Origin of the sequence: Stenotrophomonas sp. DR822, from assembly GCF_019793815.1 — a bacterium.
Taxonomy (GTDB): Bacteria; Pseudomonadota; Gammaproteobacteria; order Xanthomonadales; family Xanthomonadaceae; genus Stenotrophomonas; species Stenotrophomonas indicatrix.
The window spans coordinates 1,649,398-1,668,184 of sequence record NZ_CP081826.1; the positions used below are offsets into that span (position 1 = coordinate 1,649,398).

The 18,787-nt window shown below is 66.8% G+C and carries 23 protein-coding genes; 17 read left to right on the forward strand and 6 right to left on the reverse strand.

What is annotated here, in order from left to right:
• Nucleotides 1-711 (forward strand): N-acetylmuramate alpha-1-phosphate uridylyltransferase MurU, encoded by a 711-nt coding sequence (gene murU / locus K5K93_RS07585; protein WP_222390435.1) that lies wholly within the window; start codon nt 1-3, stop codon nt 709-711.
• A gap of 1,212 nt (nt 712-1,923) precedes the next feature.
• On the opposite strand, the gene hda is transcribed toward murU, so the two are convergent.
• From hda to K5K93_RS07600, 3 genes are read right to left on the reverse strand one after another with little or no spacing between them, the layout of a single operon-like run.
• Entirely contained in the window at nt 1,924-2,631 is a 708-nt protein-coding gene (hda, locus tag K5K93_RS07590; protein WP_032977533.1) for a DnaA regulatory inactivator Hda, read from the reverse strand.
• On the reverse strand, nt 2,631-3,803 hold the full coding sequence (locus tag K5K93_RS07595; RefSeq protein ID WP_222390438.1) for an AI-2E family transporter: 1,173 nt from the start codon (nt 3,801-3,803) through the stop codon (nt 2,631-2,633). The genes hda and K5K93_RS07595 overlap by 1 nt, the downstream gene beginning before the upstream one ends.
• Nucleotides 3,800-4,927, reverse strand: coding sequence for a DUF2066 domain-containing protein (locus tag K5K93_RS07600; RefSeq protein WP_243379943.1), 1,128 nt, complete (start codon nt 4,925-4,927; stop codon nt 3,800-3,802). Before K5K93_RS07600 ends, K5K93_RS07595 begins: the two co-directional genes overlap by 4 nt.
• Nucleotides 4,928-5,039: 112 nt before the next feature.
• On the opposite strand from K5K93_RS07600, the gene purM reads away from it, so the two are divergent.
• From purM to K5K93_RS07635, 7 genes are all read left to right on the forward strand, one after another.
• Nucleotides 5,040-6,098: a phosphoribosylformylglycinamidine cyclo-ligase gene (gene purM / locus K5K93_RS07605; RefSeq protein ID WP_222390440.1), complete on the forward strand. Its 1,059-nt coding sequence runs from the start codon at nt 5,040-5,042 to the stop codon at nt 6,096-6,098.
• A 22-nt stretch (nt 6,099-6,120) separates the two neighbouring features.
• Complete coding sequence (locus K5K93_RS07610; RefSeq protein WP_093817553.1) at nt 6,121-6,618, forward strand: hypothetical protein; 498 nt, start codon at nt 6,121-6,123, stop codon at nt 6,616-6,618.
• On the forward strand, nt 6,615-7,037 hold the full coding sequence (locus K5K93_RS07615) for a hypothetical protein (protein ID WP_093817552.1): 423 nt from the start codon (nt 6,615-6,617) through the stop codon (nt 7,035-7,037). The genes K5K93_RS07610 and K5K93_RS07615 overlap by 4 nt, the downstream gene beginning before the upstream one ends.
• Nucleotides 7,038-7,131: 94 nt before the next feature.
• Nucleotides 7,132-7,743 carry a DUF2238 domain-containing protein gene (locus tag K5K93_RS07620; RefSeq protein ID WP_222391012.1) on the forward strand — a complete coding sequence of 204 codons (612 nt, stop codon included), beginning with the start codon at nt 7,132-7,134 and terminating at the stop codon, nt 7,741-7,743.
• Nucleotides 7,740-8,396 (forward strand): phosphoribosylglycinamide formyltransferase, encoded by a 657-nt coding sequence (purN, locus tag K5K93_RS07625; protein ID WP_093817550.1) that lies wholly within the window; start codon nt 7,740-7,742, stop codon nt 8,394-8,396. The genes K5K93_RS07620 and purN overlap by 4 nt, the downstream gene beginning before the upstream one ends.
• Before the next feature lie 68 nt (nt 8,397-8,464).
• On the forward strand, nt 8,465-9,262 hold the full coding sequence (locus K5K93_RS07630; RefSeq protein ID WP_093817549.1) for a DUF3108 domain-containing protein: 798 nt from the start codon (nt 8,465-8,467) through the stop codon (nt 9,260-9,262).
• Between the two features lie 2 nt (nt 9,263-9,264).
• Nucleotides 9,265-9,948: a DUF3108 domain-containing protein gene (locus K5K93_RS07635; RefSeq protein ID WP_049470102.1), complete on the forward strand. Its 684-nt coding sequence runs from the start codon at nt 9,265-9,267 to the stop codon at nt 9,946-9,948.
• Nucleotides 9,949-10,063: 115 nt separating this feature from the next.
• Here K5K93_RS07635 and K5K93_RS07640 read toward each other — a convergent pair whose 3' ends face one another.
• Genes K5K93_RS07640 through K5K93_RS07650 form a run of 3 tightly spaced genes read right to left on the reverse strand, consistent with a single transcriptional unit; the run spans nt 10,064 to nt 11,901 of the window.
• Nucleotides 10,064-10,378 carry an EF-hand domain-containing protein gene (locus K5K93_RS07640; protein WP_222390442.1) on the reverse strand — a complete coding sequence of 105 codons (315 nt, stop codon included), beginning with the start codon at nt 10,376-10,378 and terminating at the stop codon, nt 10,064-10,066.
• A complete protein-coding gene (gene murA / locus K5K93_RS07645) occupies nt 10,375-11,649 on the reverse strand; it encodes a UDP-N-acetylglucosamine 1-carboxyvinyltransferase (protein WP_025874013.1) in 1,275 nt (424 codons plus the stop codon). Before murA ends, K5K93_RS07640 begins: the two co-directional genes overlap by 4 nt.
• A gap of 21 nt (nt 11,650-11,670) precedes the next feature.
• Entirely contained in the window at nt 11,671-11,901 is a 231-nt protein-coding gene (locus K5K93_RS07650) for a BolA family protein (protein ID WP_025874014.1), read from the reverse strand.
• Nucleotides 11,902-11,955: 54 nt separating this feature from the next.
• On the opposite strand from K5K93_RS07650, the gene K5K93_RS07655 reads away from it, so the two are divergent.
• The 9 genes from K5K93_RS07655 (at nt 11,956) to hprK (ending at nt 18,770) form a co-directional block, all read left to right on the forward strand.
• Nucleotides 11,956-12,957 (forward strand): KpsF/GutQ family sugar-phosphate isomerase, encoded by a 1,002-nt coding sequence (locus tag K5K93_RS07655; RefSeq protein ID WP_093817547.1) that lies wholly within the window; start codon nt 11,956-11,958, stop codon nt 12,955-12,957.
• 66 nt (nt 12,958-13,023) lie between these two features.
• Nucleotides 13,024-13,572 carry an HAD hydrolase family protein gene (locus K5K93_RS07660; RefSeq protein ID WP_093817546.1) on the forward strand — a complete coding sequence of 183 codons (549 nt, stop codon included), beginning with the start codon at nt 13,024-13,026 and terminating at the stop codon, nt 13,570-13,572.
• Nucleotides 13,569-14,144 carry an LPS export ABC transporter periplasmic protein LptC gene (lptC, locus tag K5K93_RS07665; protein ID WP_080149498.1) on the forward strand — a complete coding sequence of 192 codons (576 nt, stop codon included), beginning with the start codon at nt 13,569-13,571 and terminating at the stop codon, nt 14,142-14,144. The genes K5K93_RS07660 and lptC overlap by 4 nt, the downstream gene beginning before the upstream one ends.
• A 105-nt stretch (nt 14,145-14,249) precedes the next feature.
• Nucleotides 14,250-14,774: a lipopolysaccharide transport periplasmic protein LptA gene (gene lptA, locus K5K93_RS07670; protein ID WP_025874018.1), complete on the forward strand. Its 525-nt coding sequence runs from the start codon at nt 14,250-14,252 to the stop codon at nt 14,772-14,774.
• Nucleotides 14,774-15,493 carry an LPS export ABC transporter ATP-binding protein gene (lptB, locus tag K5K93_RS07675; RefSeq protein WP_025874019.1) on the forward strand — a complete coding sequence of 240 codons (720 nt, stop codon included), beginning with the start codon at nt 14,774-14,776 and terminating at the stop codon, nt 15,491-15,493. The genes lptA and lptB overlap by 1 nt, the downstream gene beginning before the upstream one ends.
• 40 nt (nt 15,494-15,533) lie before the next feature.
• A complete protein-coding gene (locus tag K5K93_RS07680) occupies nt 15,534-16,973 on the forward strand; it encodes an RNA polymerase factor sigma-54 (protein ID WP_222390444.1) in 1,440 nt (479 codons plus the stop codon).
• A 58-nt stretch (nt 16,974-17,031) separates the two neighbouring features.
• Nucleotides 17,032-17,349 carry a ribosome-associated translation inhibitor RaiA gene (gene raiA / locus K5K93_RS07685; RefSeq protein WP_004147311.1) on the forward strand — a complete coding sequence of 106 codons (318 nt, stop codon included), beginning with the start codon at nt 17,032-17,034 and terminating at the stop codon, nt 17,347-17,349.
• Nucleotides 17,350-17,370: 21 nt separating this feature from the next.
• Complete coding sequence (locus K5K93_RS07690; protein ID WP_032977285.1) at nt 17,371-17,823, forward strand: PTS sugar transporter subunit IIA; 453 nt, start codon at nt 17,371-17,373, stop codon at nt 17,821-17,823.
• On the forward strand, nt 17,820-18,770 hold the full coding sequence (gene hprK / locus K5K93_RS07695) for an HPr(Ser) kinase/phosphatase (RefSeq protein ID WP_004147299.1): 951 nt from the start codon (nt 17,820-17,822) through the stop codon (nt 18,768-18,770). The genes K5K93_RS07690 and hprK overlap by 4 nt, the downstream gene beginning before the upstream one ends.
• Nucleotides 18,771-18,787: the final 17 nt, after the last annotated feature.

Sequence of the window (18,787 nt, forward strand, 5' to 3'; positions counted from 1 at the left end):
ATGAAGGCACTGATTTTTGCTGCGGGTCTGGGCGAACGCATGCGTCCGCTCACCCTGCACACGCCCAAGCCGCTGCTGGCGGTGGCCGGCAAACCCCTGATCGTGTGGCATCTGGAGCGGTTGGCTGCACTCGGCGTCCACGACGTGGTGATCAACACCGCGTGGCTCGCCGAGCAGTTCCCGGCCGCATTGGGCGATGGCAGCCAGTGGTGCCTGCGCCTGCATTTCATGCACGAAGGCGATACCCCGCTGGAAACCGGTGGCGGCATCCTCAATGCACTGCCGGCGCTGGGGGACGATCCGTTCCTGGTAGTGAACGGCGATATCTGGACCGATTTCGATTTCGCCACGCTGCCGCGTGAACCGGCCGGCCAAGCGCATCTGGTGCTGGTCGACAACCCGGCGCAGCACCCCAATGGCGACTACCGGCTGGACGCGCACGGTGTGCTGCATCATGACCGCGAAGGCCCGTGCCTGACGTATGCGGGCATCGGCGTCTATCGCCCGTCGATCGTGGCCGATTGGCGCGCGGTGATCGGCCAGGCACCGGGCAGCGAGCGTGTGCCACCGAAGTTTTCGGTGGTGCCGTTGCAGAAGCATTTCATGGCACAGGGGTTGATGACGGGGCAGCATCATCGCGGGCGCTGGACCGATGTCGGGACCGTTGATCGCCTGCATGCGCTGGATGCGGAGTTGGCCGCGAACGGCTGAGCCCCTCGTGGTTGGTCGCGCAGAGCGGATCGCGTGCTTGGCCGGACGGGTGGGCCATGCAGGGGACGCTGCAAGTACGCCCATGTAAGCTCGATGGCGCCATCCATGGCGCCAACGCCCCTGCATGGCCCACCCGTCCGGCCTCTGACAGTCTGCGTGTGGGTCCAGCCACGGAAAAGAAGGAAAAGCAGAAGCGGGTCGCATCGCTGCGCTTGCTCTGGTGACGACCAACGGTCGTCACCCACCACAAGCAGAGAACGTCGGATCCAGGGGCAGTCCTTCCCCGGAAAATCTCATCCACGCATGGCGTGGATCTACTTGTCGCCATCCATGGCGCCAACGCCACTGCATGGCCCACCCGCCCGACCTCTGACAGTCTGCGTGGGCGTCCAGCCACGGAAAAGAAGGAAAAGCAGAAGCGGGTCGCATCGCTGCGCTTGCTCTGGTGACGACCAACGGTCGTCACCCACCACAAGCAGAGAACGTCGGATCCAGGGGCAGTCCTTCCCCGGAAAATCTCATCCACGCATGGCGTGGATCTACTTGTCGCCATCCATGGCGCCAACGCCACTGCATGGCCCACCCGCCCGACCTCTGACAGTCTGCGTGGGCGTCCAGCCACGGAAAAGAAGGAAAAGCAGAAGCGGGTCGCATCGCTACGCTTGCTCTGGTGACGACCAACGGTCGTCACCCACCAAAAGCCGAGCACGTCGGATCCAAGGCAGTCCTTCCCCGGAAAATCTCATCCACGCATGGCGTGGATCTACTTGTCGCCATCATGGCGCCAACGCCCCTGCATGGCCCACCCGTCCGGCCTCTGACAGTCTGCGTGTGGGTCCAGCCACGGAAAAGAAGGAAAAGCAGAAGCGGGTCGCATCGCTACGCTTGCTCTGGTGACGACCAACGGTCGTCACCCACCACAAGCAAGACACGTATCGACCAAGGTCGACACCCACCAACAGCAGCGCAGAACGCCGACCCGACAGGTCGCGGGAACCTGTCGAAGGCGGGGTGGCTCAGGTTGCGGGGGCGTGAGCGCCATGGATGGCGCGACCGAGGCTACAGGGACGTACTTGCGCCGTCCCCCGCAACCTGAGCCACCCCGCCATGCCACGGATAGCGAGCTTTTGCTGTTGACGTTGACGTTGACGTTGCCCTGGCTTCGGCGGGTGCAGGGCGCAGCCCTGCCTAACACCCAACACCCAACACCCCTCAGTAACGAGGACGGCCTTCTTCCAGCACCTGGCGCAGGAACGGCACGGTGATCCGCCGCTTCGCCGCCAGCGATTCGCGATCCAGCCAGTCCAGCAACGTGATCAGCCCACCCAGCTCGCGCCCGGTGTGCGACAGCAGCCACTCGATGGCGGCCTCGTCGATGGCCAACCCACGGCGCAGCGCGCGCTCGCGCAACACCGCCGCGCGGCCTTCCTCGTCCAACGGCTGCAGCAGCACGCGCACGCATTGGCCCAGGCGCGAACGCAGGTCCGGCAGCACCAAGCCAAGTTCGCCCGGCGACTTCTGTGCGGTGTACAGCACCGTCACGTCGGCAGCGCGCGCGCGGTTGTGGAAATCGAACAGCGCGATTTCGTCCTCACGATTGCCTGCCACCGCATCCAGGCCATCCAGCGCCACCAGCTCGCGCTGCTCGAGCCCTTCCAGCGCCACCCGCACCCGGCCGACCACGCTGGCCAGCGGTACATAGGTCGGCAGGCGCCCGGCCTGCTCGGCGCTGGAACACATCGCCAGTGCCTGGTGGGTCTTGCCGGTGCCGGCCGCGCCTTCCAGGTACACCCAGTCGTGGCTGGCCCCTACCGCGATGGCATGCAGCTGCGCCAGCGCGCCGTCCGGCGCGCCGATGAAGCTTTCCAGCCGCTGGTCCCGCGGGTAATGCAGGGCCAGCGGAAGTTGCGGCACACCAATCACTTCAGTTCCGGACCCTTGTCATTGCCAGGCACGATGAGATGGGGCTGGTCGATCACCCCGTCAAGCACGATCGTGGGCTTCTCGCCAGCGTACAGCTCACTCTGGCGGTAACGCTGGTGCGCATAGCGCAACAGCACATTGCTCACCGCCGCCACCGGCAGCGCCAGCAGCATGCCCAGGAAGCCGAACAGCTGGCCGCCTGCCATCACCGCGAAGATCACCGCCACCGGGTGCAGGCCGATCTTGTCACCGACGATGCGCGGGGTCAGCACGTAGCTCTCCAGCAGCTGGCCGACGGTGAACACCACGCCCACCAGGATCAGCAGCTTCAGGTCGAACCCCTGCGCCTGTACCAGTGCGGCCACGATCGCCATCAGGATGCCGGTGGTCGCGCCCAGGTAGGGAATGAAGCTGATCAGGCCGGCGATCAGGCCGATCAGCAGGCCCAGCTTGAGCCCGACCAGCGAAAGGCCACCGGCGTAGATCACGCCCAGCGCCAGCATCACCAGGAACTGACCGCGGATGAAGGCGCCGAGCACCTCGTTGGATTCACGCGCCAGCGTAGTGATCGTGCCGATCTGGTTGCGCGGGATCACCGATGCCACGCGCTCGACCAGCTTGTCCCAGTCACGCAGGAAGTAAAACGCCAGGATCGGCAGCAGCAACAGGTTGACCACCCAGGTAACCACCGTGAAGCCCGAGCGCGATACGTAGCCCATGAAGGTCGTGGCGAATCCGCCGGCCTGCTGCCAATGGCTGCGCACCCATTCGATCAGACGGTCCGGATCCATCCACTGCATCACTTCCAGCCCGGTCTTCTGCTCGAACCAGGGAATGCCCCTCTCCATCAGCCAGGCCTGTGCCTGCGGGGCCGCGGCGATCAGGGTGGTGATCTGGCGCTCGATCATCGGCACCAGCACCAGCAGCAGGGCAACGATCACCAGCACCATTGCCACGAACACCAGCACCACGCCGGTCATGCGCGAACGGCCGGTGTCCTCGATGCGGTCCACCAGCGGATCGCCCAGCCAGGCCAGCGCCAGCGCCAGCACGAACGGCGTCAGGATCGGCGCCAGCAGCCACACGACCCAGCCGATCAGGCCGGCCAGCAGGATGAACTTCAGCCGCCGCAGGAACTGCGCGATTTCCGCTTCCGGGGACAGGATCATCGCAGGCGGTACTCGTTGCTGACCGGTGCCGGTGCCGGTGCACCGGTCGTATCGTCGATCGGCGTTGGCAGGGCCGGCAGTGTCGCCGACGGCACCAGCACGCCATTGTCGCCAAGCATGCGGTTGAAGCCGGCCAGGCCGGTGGTCATTTCCAGATTCAGTTCCAGATGGTCGGCGGTCGCGCGCAGCGGGGTGACGTTGCGCACCACCGCCACTTCACGCAGGCCGGCCGCCAGACGCAGGTACTCGTCAGCGCTGTTGATGCCGGTCACCACCACGCGGTAGGTGCCCGCCTGGCCGGTGGCTGCACCGGCCTTGGCATAACGCTTGACCAGCGCGTCGGCAGCGCCATCGGCACCGGCGGCCATCGCGCGCATGGCGTTGGCGTCCTTGCTGGTCCACTTGTTCAGTTCACGGCCGTTGTCGACGAACACCCAGTCCGCCTGCCAGCCGCCATTGGCGCGGTAAAGCTTGCCGATCAGCTGCATTGGCGGCGAATAGCGCGACGAGGCCCGGGCCACAGCGGCGCTGTCCTGGCGCCAGATGGCACCGGCCAGGGCCTGTTCGGCGGCCCCACCGCTGGGCAGGCCGAGCTTGTAGCCGCGCTCGATGGCCCGGCTCAGCAACGGCCTGGCGGCATTGGCCTGCTGCACGCTGACCAGGCGCGGACCACTGCCGTCGTCAACGGCCAGCCACAGCACCGGCTTCGGCCGCGGCTGCGGCCACAGCGGCAGGCCCAAGGCCGACACCAGCCCGTCCACGTCATCCTCGCGGAAGCGCGCGACCAGCAGGGTACGGAAGCTCGGCGCACCGCTGGCGCCCACGCTCTGGTCCTGCTTGTAGTCGTAGCTGGCCACATAGTCCTTGGCATTGCGCAGCGCCTGGACCACGCCAGGGCGCGACATGACGCTGCGATCACCGGACAATTTGCCCAGTACCACGCTCAACGCGCGGGCAAGTGCACCGTTGCGGTCAGCCTCGGCTTGGCTGTTGACGGGCACTTCGGCCTCGTACGCACCACTGGCAGTGGCAACATCCCCCTCGGTTCGCATGCCGCTCTGGGCCATCGTGGCCACCGGCAGGCACAGCGCAAGGAGCAGGGTCAAAAACAGGCTGCGGCGCATCAGGACATCCATTGGCTCGACGTATCCGGGGGGAATTGTTGCCCGAATACGGCCTTTGCGCCAATGCGGCCTGTTAAAATCGGCGATTCAACCCCTGCCAGCGCCGACGCCCGTGACCAACAGCCCGTCTTCCGCCCCTTCTCCCCTCACCTACCGTGACGCGGGTGTCGACATCGACGCCGGCAACGAACTGGTCGAGCGGATCAAGCCCCTGGTCAAGCGCAGCTTCCGTCCGGAGGTGATGGGCGGCCTGGGTGGCTTCGGCGCCCTGTTCGATCTGTCCAACAAGTACCGCGAGCCGGTGCTGGTGTCGGGCACCGACGGCGTCGGCACCAAGCTGAAGCTGGCCCACCAGCTGAACCGCCACGATACGATCGGCATCGACCTGGTCGCCATGTGCGTGAACGACGTGCTGGTGCAGGGCGCCGAGCCCTTGTTCTTCCTGGACTACTTCGCCACCGGCAAGCTGGACATCGACACCGCTGCCGCGGTCGTGGGCGGCATCGCCAATGGCTGCACCGAGGCCGGCTGCGCCCTGATCGGCGGCGAAACCGCCGAGATGCCTGACATGTACGCGCCGGGCGAGTACGACCTGGCCGGCTTCACCGTCGCGGCCGTCGAAAAGAGCGAACTGAAGGACGGCGCCAACGTCGCCGCCGGCGACGTGCTGATCGGCATCGCCTCGTCCGGCCCGCACTCCAACGGCTATTCGCTGATCCGTCGCATCTATGACCGCGCCGGCCGCCCGGCCGAGCTGGAACTGGAAGGCGGGGTCAAGCTGGTCGATGCACTGATGGCCCCCACCCGCCTGTACGTCAAGCCGATCCTGTCGCTGCTGAAGTCGCACGGCGATGCCATTCACGGCATGGCCCACATCACTGGCGGTGGCCTGACCGAGAACATCATCCGCGTGGTGCCCGAGGGTCTCGGCCTGGACATCCAGGCCTCGTCGTGGACCCTTCCGCCGGTGTTCCAGTGGCTGCAGAAGGAAGGCGCGGTGGCCGACAGCGAGATGTGGCGCACCTTCAACTGCGGCATCGGCTTCGTGCTGATCGTCGCTGCGGACCAGCTCGAGGCCGTATCCACGGCGGTCAAGGCAGAAGGCCTGGAGCACTGGACGATCGGCCAGGTGGTCACCGCCCAGGGCGGCGAACGCGTCCACATCGCCTGATCCACAGGACAAAGGAACCCGCATGGACGCTCCTCCCTCCTCGTCAACGCCACCGGCGCCGCCGGTGCTGCCGCCGAACCCGGCCGTGCCGGTGTTCGGCCCGCAGGATGCCACCCAGCTACGCCAGCTGGCGATCGGCCACTACGTGGTCGCTGGCCTGATGGCGGTGTTCTCGCTGATCTTCATCCTGCACATCGTGCTGGGCATCGCCATGCTGTCCGGCTCGCTGCCGATGAAGTCCGGCGGTGAGCCGTCATCGCCGGAAGAGCAGCAGGTCGTCGGCTGGCTGTTCACCGTGATGGGCGTCTGCATCGTGCTCGGTGGGCTGACACTGGCAGGCTTCGTGGCCTATGCCGGCCGCTGCCTGTCACGGCAGCGCCGCTACCTGCTATGCATGATCGTGGCGGGTCTGTCGTGCCTGTTCACGCCCATCGGCACCATCCTCGGCGTGTTCACCCTGGTCGTGCTGTTGCGCCCCCAGGTGAAGGCCGCCTTTGCTGGCCAGGCGGGTGTGGCATGAGTGATGGAATGAACCCGCCGCCGCTGCCAAGGCAGGCCCTGGCAGACCTGCAGACCGCCAGCCACCTGCACACCCTGAAGATCCTGTTCTACGCACTGGCCGGCTTCCATTGGCTGGCGGCACTGGTGTTCCTCGGCTTTGTCGGCATCGTCGCCTTCGAACGCGGCATGGACGACGGCGCCGTGCTGGCGACGGTGTACGGCGCGGTGTCGCTGCTGGCCATCGGCTTGGGCTTCCTGCAGCTGCGCACCGCGCGGCTGCTTGGCCATCGCAGCCACCTGGCCTGGTGTCGCGGCGCGGCCTGGGCAGCGGTGATGGCCGGCCCTCTGGGCATGGCCCTGACCGCCTACGCGGTGTATTTCCTGCGCAAGCCGGAGATCGCCGCCCTGTTCGACCGCGGCGACCACGTCAGCGTCTGAGCTGGCAAGCGCATGCTCCGTCTCTTCTGCTGATCGCCCCGACATGCCCACGCCCGCTGCCCCCGCCTTCGCACGCAACCGCGCCAGCCACTCACTGTCGGCACCGAAGAAGGCCACACTGGTCGCGGTGCTGGGCATATTCGCGGCAACCTGGATCCATCCGCTGTGGCCGCTGGAGCAGGCCCTGCACAGTTCGCTGACCGTGATCGGCCTGCTGGCCCTGTGGTGGGTGGACCGGCGCTGGCAGCTGGGCAACGGTGCGTTCATCGCCATCTGCGGCTTCATCGCCATCCACTGCGTGGCCGCGCGCTGGCTGTACTCCAACGTGCCGTATGACGCGTGGCTGCAGGCATTGCTGGGATGGTCGCCGGACGCAGCCTTTGGCTGGCAGCGCAACCACTTCGATCGTCTGATCCACTTCCTCTATGGCGTCTGCTTCACCCCCGCATTGCTGCAGTTGGCGCGACATGCCTGGCCTGCGCTGCGCATCGGCCAGGCATTCACCCTGGCGGTGATGGCGGTGATGTGTTCCAGCCTGGTGTATGAGTGGCTGGAATGGGGCATCGCCCTTGCCCTGTCGCCGGAAGCGGCTGAGGCCTACAACGGCCAGCAGGGCGACATGTGGGACGCGCATGCGGACATGCTGCTGGCGACCTTGGGCAGCCTGTTGCTGTGGCCGCTGGTGCGCCGGAGCGTGGTGCGATGAGCATCCGCCGAATCGCCGTGCTGGCATCCGGGCGCGGCAGCAACCTGCAGGCCATTGTCGACGCCATCGCGGCAGGGCGACTGCAAGCCGAGATTGTCGGCGTGTTCTCCGATCGTCCCGATGCGACCGCCCTGGAGCGGGTGGCAACGGATCGGCGCTGGGGGCATGCGCCGAAGGAATTCAGTGACCGCGCGGCCTACGAGCAGGCGCTGGGGGATGCGCTGGCAGCATCCACGCCGGACTGGATCGTCTGCGCCGGCTACATGCGCATCCTCGGCGCCGATTTCGTGCAGCGGTTCAATGGCCGCCTGGTCAACATCCACCCCTCGCTGCTGCCGCTGCACAAGGGCCTGCACACCCATGCACGGGCGCTTGAGGCCGGTGACGCCGAGCACGGCGCCAGCGTGCACCTGGTGGTGCCGGAACTGGATGCCGGCGCGGTGCTGGCGCAGGCCCGGGTTCCGGTGCTTGCCGGCGACGATGCGCAGACCCTCGCCGAACGCGTGCTTGCGGTGGAGCATCCCCTGCTGATCGCCACCCTGGAGCTGCTCTGTGCGGGCCGCCTGGCTGAACGGGAAGGCCAACCGATGTTCGACGGTCACCCCCTGTTTAGCCCGTTGGCTCTAGATTCCGCCGGAAAACTGAACCGGTAACGCCCGTGCACACGCCCCGCTGACTGCGGGGCTGGCATCCTGCTCCCCTCCTGCGGTTCCTGTCGGCCATGAAGACCACGTCCCTGCTGCGTACAACTCTGCTGCTGCCGTTTGCCGTCCTCGCCTGTGCGGGCTGGGGCCAGGCAACAGCGCCTGCTGCGCCGGCACCTGCCGAAGCGGCACCGCCGGTGTTGCCTGCCCTGGCGTGGGAGCCGCCGCCGCTGCAGCCGTTCAGCGCGACCTACCAGGCGTTCTACAAGGGCAAGGAAGCGGGCGATGCAACCATGCAGGTCACCCACACCGGCGGCAGCCAGTGGCGGGTGGACATGCAGGTGGTCGGCCGCCGAGGCTTTGCCAGCGTGCTGGGCCTGAACATCGAGCAGAGCACGGTGTTCGAGGAGCGCAGCGGTGTGTATGCGCCGCTCAGCCAGAGCACGGTGCGCAAGGGCCTGTTCCTGGGCAAGAAGGCGGTCGGCACCTACAACTGGCAGGCCGGCACCGCGCAGTGGAGCGGCGACGTGGAAAAGAAGCGCGCCCAGCCGATTCCGCTGCAGGCCGGCGACCAGAGCGCGTTGCTGATCAACCTGGCGATCATGCGCGACGCGCGTCCCGGCGCAGCCATGCACTATCGCTACGTCGACATGGGCAAGGTGCGCCAGCACGATTACCAGGCCGCGCCGCAGACCGAAAACGTCGAGGTCGGCGACCTGTCCTACAACGCGCTGCGGGTGTATCGCACCAACGGCGGCAACAATGAAACCATTCTCTGGATCGCCAACGGTGTCCCCACGCCGGTGCGCATCCTGCAACGCGAAGACGGCGAAGATCGCGTCGATCTGCGCCTGATCGAATACCAAGGAGTCTGAGCATGAACACCCTGACCCGCCCCCTGACCTGGATCGCCGCTGCCGCATTGTCGGTGGCCAGCCTGCCGGCCATGGCCCTGCAGCCATTCAAGGCCGACTACCTGGCCAGCTACATGGGCATGCAGGCCAATGGCAGCATGACCCTGGCCAGCGAAGGCGCCAACAAGTGGCGCTACAGCCTGCAGGTCAAGAACCAGCTGGCGGACCTGAGCCAGAGCACGGTGTTCGAGGAAGTGCGCGGGCAGCTTCGCCCGCTCAGCAGCCAGGACCGCTCTGCGCTGCTGGTGAAGAAGCGCAATGTGCAGGCCAACTACAACTGGGCCAGCAACCAGGCCACCTGGACCGGCGACATCAAGCCCGACCGCGCCGGCCCGATCGCCCTGAAGGCCGGCGACATGGACGCGCTGCTGATCAACCTGGCCATCGCCCGCGACCTGGCCGCCGGCAAGCCGCTGACCTATCGCATGGTCGACGAGGGCCGCATCAAGAACATGACCTACCGCGTGGTGGGCAAGGAATCGGTCACCGTCGGCGGCAAGAGCTACGAGGCCACCAAGGTGTCGCGCGTGGACGGCAACAAGGAGCTGATTGCGTGGATCGTGCCGGAGTTCCCGGTGCCGGCGCGCATGCTGCAGCGTGAAAGCGGCCGCGATGCGCTGGACCTGACCATCAAGGCGATGAACTGACCGACCGCGCTGCGCGCTCGCCGGGCATGGCCCGGCGCTACCGCCCAACGTCGATCCACGCCATGCGTGGATTCACGCCCCGCAGACAAAAACGCCCGCTTTCGCGGGCGTTTTTTCATTTCTTCGTTTCTTCCGCCGGCTTGAACTCGGTGCGGCAGTCCACCCGGATCTGCTCGCCCGTGGATCGGCGCACGAACGTGCGGCAATGGCGGTTGCCCTCCTGGCTGTCGTTCACCGCCACCGCGTAGAACGACTGGATGATCTCGTCACGGGTCACCGTGCCGTCGCCATTCCAGTCCATGTCCTTCTGCTCGATGCCCTTGGTGATGGCGATGTTGGCGTACCAGGCGTAGCCCAGCCACGTCAGCACGATCAGCACCAGCACCAGCAGCGCCTTGCGGCGACGGCTGAACCTGCCGCGCAGGATCATGCGGCCACGCGCCGGATGGTGGCGCCGAGCGAAGACAGCTTCTCTTCGATGTTCTCGTAGCCGCGGTCAAGGTGGTAGATGCGATCGATGGTGGTATCGCCATCGGCCATCAAGCCGGCCAGGATCAGCGACGCTGACGCGCGCAGGTCGGTTGCCATCACCGGTGCACCGCTCAGGCGCTCGTGGCCACGCACGATGGCCGTGTGGCCTTCCACCTGCACATCCGCGCCAAGGCGCAGCAGCTCGTTGACGTGCATGAAACGGTTCTCGAAGATCGTTTCATTGATCACGCCCACGCCGTCGGCCACGCAGTTGAGCGCCATGAACTGCGCCTGCATGTCGGTCGGGAACGCCGGATACGGTGCGGTGGTCAGGTTGACTGCCTTCGGCCGCTTGCCGTGCATGTCCAGGGTGATGCTGTCTTCGGTGGTCTCGATGGTCGCGCCGGCCTCCACCAGCTTGGCCAGCACCGCATCCATCGTGTTCGGGCGCGCGCGGTTGACGGTCACCTTGCCGCCGGTCATCGCTGCGGCCACCAGGAAGGTACCGGTTTCGATGCGGTCGGGCAGCACTTCATGGCGCCCACCGGACAGGCGTTCGACGCCTTCGATGACCAGGCGGGCGGTGCCCAGGCCTTCGATCTTCGCGCCCAGCGCGATCAGGCAATGCGCCAGGTCGGTGACTTCCGGTTCCATCGCCGCGTTGTCGAGGATGGTGGTGCCTTCGGCCAGCACTGCGGCCATCAGCACGTTTTCGGTACCGGTCACGCTGACCATGTCGAAGGTGAAGTGGCCACCCTTCAGGCGCTTGGCGGTGGCCTTGATGAAGCCGTTCTCGACCACGATGTCGGCACCGAGTGCCTGCAGGCCCTTGATGTGCTGGTCGACCGGGCGCGAACCGATCGCGCAGCCGCCGGGCAGCGATACTTCGGCGGCGCCGAAGCGGGCCAGCAGCGGGCCCAGCACCAGGATCGAGGCGCGCATGGTCCTGACCAGCTCATACGGCGCCACATGCTGGTTGACCGGACGCGGGTCGACCACGATCGCACTGCCACGCGACAGCGTGCCCTGGTCGATGGTCACGTTCGCGCCCAGTTCGCCCAGCAGCTTCACCGTGGTGACCACATCGTGCAGATGCGGCACGTTGGTGATCTCCACCGGCGCGTCGGCCAGCAGGGTCGCGCAGAGGATGGGGAGGACGGCGTTCTTGGCGCCGGAGATGCTTACTTCACCGTGCAGCGCAGCGCCGCCGGTCACAACGATCTTGGCCATGTATTGGGGATCTTCTGCGGTTCAGCCGGCTTCGGCCGGGGTCACGGTTTTCAGTGCGAGCGCGTGGATCGCGCCGCCCATCAGGTCACCCAGAGTGGCATACACCATCCGGTGGCGGGCCAGCGGCAGCTTGCCGGCAAAGGCCTCGCTGACCACGGTCGCTTCGAAATGCACGCCATCGTCACCCTGCACGTCGGCGCGGGCGCCGGGCAGGCCGGTTTCGATCAGATTGCGGATGGTGTCGGCGTCCAACGGGCTTTCCTAATAAAATGTGCGTCCATTCTACTTCCGCTGCGTGGCGTCCGCATGGCCGAATCCCTGTTGCCCCCCCGTTCCGCCGACCCTGCCGCCCTGGTCGCCAGTGGCCGGCGCGTGTTCGAGATCGAACGGCAGGCGCTGGACGCCGTGGCCGACCGCCTCGGCGACGCCTTCCAGCAGGCCTGCCGGGCGATCCTGGGCAGCCGTGGCCGGGTGGTCGCCACCGGCATGGGCAAGTCCGGCCATGTGGCACGCAAGATCGCCGCGACCCTGGCCTCCACCGGCACCCCGGCGTTCTACGTGCACCCGGGCGAGGCCGGCCACGGTGACCTGGGCATGATCACCGAGGACGACGTGGTGCTGGCCCTGTCCTATTCGGGGGAATCGGATGAGCTGCTGATGCTGCTGCCGGTGCTCAAGCGCCAGGGCAATGTGCTGATCGCCATGACCGGCCGCCCGCAGTCGAGCCTGGCCAGCGCCGCCGATTTCCACCTGGATGTGAGCGTGCCGGCCGAAGCCTGCCCGCTGGCGCTGGCGCCCACCTCCAGCACCACCGCCTCGCTGGCGATGGGTGACGCGCTGGCGGTGGCTCTGCTGGATGCACGCGGCTTCACCGCCGACGATTTCGCCCGTTCGCACCCGGCCGGCAGCCTCGGCCGCCGCCTGCTGCTGCACATCACCGACGTCATGCACACCGGTGAGGACCTGCCCAAGGTCGATGTCGGCGCCAGCCTCAGCGAAGCGCTGATGGAGATGAGCCGCAAGCGCCTGGGCATGACCGCCGTGGTCGACGACCAGGGCGTGCTGATCGGGCTGTTCACCGACGGCGACCTGCGCCGCGCCCTGGACACCGACCTGGACGTGCGCACCGCGAAGATCGCCGATGTGATGACCCGGCAACCGCGCACCATCAGCGCCGACAAGCTGGCGGTGGAGGCTGCGCGGCTGATGGAAACCCACAAGATCACCGGCCTGATCGTGGTCGACAGCCAGGGGCGTGCGGTCGGCGCCCTGAACATTCATGACCTGTTGCGGGCGCGGGTGGTTTAACCGACAGTCCGTAGACCCCATTCAGTCTGTACCAACGAGCCCGCAACCACCGAGTCCGATGCCCTGATGCCCTGGTCCCCCCTGCCCGCCTTCCCCGCCCACCTGCATGCCGCTGCGGCCGGTATCCGCCTGGCCTGCTTCGACGTGGACGGCACCCTCACCGACGGTCGGCTGTACTACGACAAGGACGGCAACGAGAGCAAGGCGTACTTCGTGCAGGATGGTCTGGGCCTGAAACTGCTGCAACAGCACGGCATCCACCCCGTGCTGATCACCGCGCGCAACAGCCAGTCCGCGCTCAAGCGCGGCGCCGACCTGGGCATCGACACCCAGATCGCCGTCGGCGACAAGCTGGCCAGCGTGCAGGCGCTGTGCGTCCAGCACGGCATCGGCCTGGAGCAGGTGGCCTTCATGGGTGACGACCTGCCCGACCTGGCGCCGCTGGGCGCGGTCGGCCTGGCGGTGGCTCCGGCCAATGCCCATCCTTGGATCGCCGAGCGCGTGCACTGGATCACCCGTGCTGACGGTGGCCGTGGTGCCGCGCGCGAGCTGTGCGACGTGCTGCTGGCCGCGCAGGGCCGCGTGGACGCTGTGCTGGCGAGGTTCGGCGCATGAATGCCCCCACCCTGAACTGGCGGATGATCCTCGGCGTCGGCCTGCTGCTGGCCGCCCTGCTGAGCAGCTGGGCGGCGCTGCGCAACCGCGAAAAGGCACCTGCCGCCGAAGGCCAGGACGCTGGCGTGGACTACATCCTGCACGACTTCCAGATCGTCGCCCTGGACGAACACGGCAAGGAATCGACCACCCTGCGCGCGCCCCTGCTGGAACGCCAGCGTGGCGACCAGACGCTCAACATCACCACGCCGCTGTTCGAAATGCCCGACAAGGACGGCAAGCACTGGACGCTGCGCGCCCAGACCGGCTGGCTCAGTGCCAAGGGCGACGAGATGAAGCTGCGGGGCAACGTCGCCGGCGACAGTCCGGCCGGCCCGGGCGTGGTCCCGACCACCTTCCGCACCGACCACTTGGATGTATTCCCGAAGGACAACCGCGCCCGCACCGATGCCCTGGTGACCATGACCCGGCCCGGCATGGAGCAGTCCGGCGTCGGGTTCGAGGTGGATTCGAAGAACAACACGTATCATTTCCTCAGCCAGTCCAAGGGCCGTTACACGCCCAAGCGCTGATTCCGCCGCCTGCCCGCGACGTCTTCCCGACAGGCGCGAAGCCGGCAGCCCCCACCCGCCGCCCCCGGTCCCGCCGGAGGGCCACCACCGGTAGAACGGACCCCGATGAAGATTCCCTTTGCAGCCGTGCTCGCACTCAGTCTTCTTGTCCCCGCTGTCGCCTTTGCCAAGTCGACGGACCGCAACGAAGCGATGAACATTGATTCCGGTGCGCAGTCCGGCACCCTCACCGGTGATGGCAAGACCGTGCTGTCCGGCGGCGTGATCATCACCCAGGGCACCCTGGACCTGCGCTCGTCCGAAGCGGAGATCTACCTCAAGGGCGGCGAAGCCGTGCGTGCGGTGTTCACCGGCAAGCAGGCCAAGATGAAGCAGCAGCTCGACGATGGCACCTGGATGGATGCGGTGGCCGACCGGATCGACTACGACATCACCACCGAGATCATCACCCTGACCGGCAACTACAAGGTCACCAGCGCGCGCGGCACCAATGCGGGCCAGCGCATGGTCTACAACACCCGCAGCGGTGAAATGAACTCCGGCGGTGATGGCAGCCGCGTGCGCACCGTGATTCCGCCGAAGAACAAGACGCCTGCTGCCGCTCCGGCTCCGGCTGGAGGCAAGAAGTAATGCTCGTCGCAACTGGCCTGCGCAAACGCTACAAGCAGCGCGAAGTCGTCAAGGACTTCGGGCTGACCCTGGACGCCGGTGAAGTGGTCGGCCTGCTCGGTCCCAACGGTGCCGGCAAGACCACCTGCTTCTACATGATCGTCGGCCTGGTCGGTGCCGATGCCGGCAGCATCGTGCTGGACGGCAAGGACATCACCGGCGACCCGATGTACACCCGCGCCAAGCAGGGCGTGGGCTACCTGCCGCAGGAACCGTCGGTGTTCCGCAAGCTGACCGTGGCCGACAACCTGCGCCTGGTGCTGGAACTGCGCGAGGACCTGGATTCAGCAGGCCGCGAGCGCGAACTGAACAGCCTGCTCGACGAACTGCAGCTTGGGCATGTCTCCGAACAGCTCGGCGCCAGCCTGTCCGGTGGCGAGCGCCGTCGCTGCGAGATCGCCCGTGCACTGGCCGCCAAGCCGCGCCTGATCCTGCTCGACGAACCTTTCGCCGGTGTCGACCCGATCTCGGTCGGTGAAATCCAGCGCATCGTCACCCATCTCAAGCAACGCGGCATCGGTGTGCTGATCACCGACCACAACGTGCGCGAGACCTTGGGAATCTGCGACCGCGCGTATATCCTCGCAGAGGGCACCGTACTGGCCCAGGGCTCGCCCGAGGCGATCCTGGACAATGCCGACGTGCGTCGCGTCTACCTTGGGGACTCCTTCAAGCTGTAAGCGCGGCCGCCGGGCCCTCTCCCTTCCGTTCGGCACAGGCATGAAGACTCGGCTGCAGACATCGTTGGGACAGCAGCTGGTGCTTACGCCCCAGCTGCAGCAGGCGATCAAGCTGCTGCAGATGTCCACGACCGAGCTGGAGCTGGAAATCGCCCAGGCGGTGGAGAGCAATCCGCTGCTGGACTGGTCCGACAGCAGCGACGAAGGCGCCGGTGTCGACAAGGACGGCAGCAGCGAGGACGCGGGCGGCGACAATGACGCCCCGCCCAACAACGCTGAAAGCAGCGGCGACGACTGGGCGCCTGCCGAGCTGGACTGGAGCAGTAGCGGCAGCGGCGGTAGTTTCGATGACGACGACGACAACGGCAGTGCCGCCGAACGCGTTGCCGAAACCGAAACCCTGGCCGACCACCTGCTGTGGCAGCTGCACCTGACCCACCTGTCCAAGCGCGACCGCAGCATCGGTGCCGCGCTGATCGATTCATTGGAAGACGACGGCTATCTGCGCGAGCCGCTCTCGGCCATCGCCGAAGCGCTGTTGCCGGCGATCCACGCCGGTGAAGACGAAATCCTGACCGTGCTGCACCAGATCCAGCGCTTCGACCCCGTCGGCGTGGCCGCACGCAGCCTTGGCGAATGCCTGCAACTGCAGCTGGACGTGCTTCCTGCTGATACCCCTTGCCTGGCCCTGGCCCGGCAGGTTGCTGCCGGCCCACTGGAACAACTGCCGCGCTCGGGCGTGACCGGCCTGGCCCAGCAGTTGAAGCAGCCGCTGGCCGAGGTCGAGACCGCCGTGGCCCTGCTGCGCTCGCTGGACCCACGCCCAGGCACCCAGATCGCCCCACTCGCCCAGGACACCTACGTGGTGCCCGACGTCGTCGTATGGCGGCAGAATGGCATCTGGCGCGCCGCGCTGGCCGCCCATGCCGGCCCCAAGCTGGTGATCCACCGCGGTTACGAGCAGATGATCCGCCGCTGCGGTGACGCCGATGCCGGTTATCTGCGCGGCCAGCTGCAGGAGGCGCGCTGGCTGCTGAAGGGCCTGCAGGCGCGAGGTGAGACGCTGTTGCGGGTAGTGCGAAGCCTGATCCAGCAGCAGGCCGGCTTCCTTGAATTCGGCGAACAGGCACTGCGCCCGTTGACCCTGCGCGAGATCGCCGGCGAACTGGGCCTGCACGAATCCACCGTATCGCGCGCGATCGCCCGCAAACATGTGCGTACGCCACGCGGCACCTTGCCGCTGCGCGCCTTCTTCGCTTCGGGCATCGACACCGACGGCGGCGGCGAAGCGTCCAGCACCGCCATCCAGGCCATGATCCGGCGCCTGATCGATGACGAGAACCCACGCAAGCCGCTTTCTGACGCCAAGCTGGCTGACCTGCTCAAATCGTCGGGAATCCCAGTAGCGCGGCGCACCGTGGCGAAGTATCGTGAGGCCATGAACATCTCCGCCTCGCACGAAAGAGTCAGAATCGTTTGACGCGCCGCCGCGCCCGGCGGAGAGGTTCATTGGCACATCCGATCAAAGGAGAAACCCGATGCGCATCGAAACGTTTGGCAAAGATGTCGAAGTCACCCCGGCCCTGCAGTCCTATGTAGAGGAGAAGCTGGCCCGGATCGGCAAACACTTCGACCAGCACTGCGAAGCGCGGGTGACGCTCAAGCTGCAGAAGACCGAGCACCACGTCGATGCCAGCCTCAATATTCCGGGTCAGACCCTGCACGCTGAAGCCAATGCGCAGACCATGTATGCGGCGATCGACCTGCTGGCGGACAAGCTTGACCGCCTGGTGATCAAGCACAAGGAGAAAAAACAGCAGCACGCACCGCTGCCGGTGGGCGACAATGGTGGCTGATCGCCACCGCTCCCCGCAGACATGCCCCTGACTGACCTCCTGGCGGCCGTGCAGACCCAGCTCTGCACGGCCACCGACCGCGACAGCGTCCTGCAGGCCGCGGCCGGATTGCTGGCCTGCCGCCAGGCCAACGCCGAACAGATCTATCTCAACCTGTGCCAGCGCGAGGCGTTGGGCAGTACCGCGATCGGTTACGGCATCGCCATCCCGCATGGTCGTGCGCCGACCCTGGATCGCCCCCGTGGCGCGCTGCTGCGCCTGCAGACCCCGGTCGATTTCGGTGGTGACGAGCCGGTGGACCTGGTGTTCGCCATGGCCGTTCCCGCCCACTACACCCATCAACACCTGATGCTGCTGTCCGAGCTGGCCGAGCTGTTTTCCGCGCCCTGCATCCGCCAGGCGCTGCGCGAGGCCGGTGATGCACGGGAGCTGCGCCAGGCCCTGGACCTGACCCCACCGGCGAGCGCCGCATGAATACCAGCATCACTGCCCGCGAACTGTTCGAACAGCAGCGTGAGCGGCTCGGCCTGCGTTGGGCAGCGGGCAAATCCGGCGAGAAGCGTGAGCTGGAGGCCGGCAATACGGTCTCGCGACGCCCTTCGCTGGCCGGCTATCTCAATGCGATCTATCCCAACAAGGTGCAGATCCTCGGTACCGAGGAACTGTCCTGGCTGGACGCGCTGGAACCACGCCAGCGCTGGGAAACCATCGAAAAGATCATGCAGTCGCATCCGCTGGCGCTGGTGCTGACCCGCAACCAGCCGTGCCCGGAAGACCTGCGCGCGGCCGCCGATGAATCCGGCACGCCGCTGTGGTTGTCACCCAAGCGCGGCCACGAACTGCTCAACCATCTGTCCTACCACCTGGCCCGGACGCTGGCGCCGCGGGTGATCCTGCATGGCGTGTTCATGGAGATCTACTCCATCGGCGTGCTGATCACCGGTGAAGCGGGATCAGGCAAGAGCGAGCTGGCCCTGGAACTGCTCAGCCGCGGTCACCGCCTGGTGGCCGACGACGCTCCCGAGTTCACCCAGATCGCCCCCGACGTGCTCGATGGCACCTGCCCGGAACTGCTGCAGGACCTGCTGGAAGTGCGCGGCCTGGGCGTGCTGAACGTGCGCGAGATGTTTGGCGACACCGCTGTAAAGAAGAACAAGTACCTTCGGCTGATCGTCCACCTGACCAAGCCGATGACCGAGCCCACCCCCCACGGTTACGAGCGCCTGACCGGCGACTCGGGCACGCGCCACGTGCTGGACCTGGACGTGCCGCTGATCACCCTGCCGGTGATGCCCGGCCGCAACCTGGCCGTCCTGACCGAGGCGGCCACCCGCCTGCACATTCTGCGTACCAAGGGTATCGACCCGGCGGCGATGTTCATCGCCCGCCACAGCAACCTGCTGGAACGACGAACGCCCTGACCCCCTGCCCTTCGAAG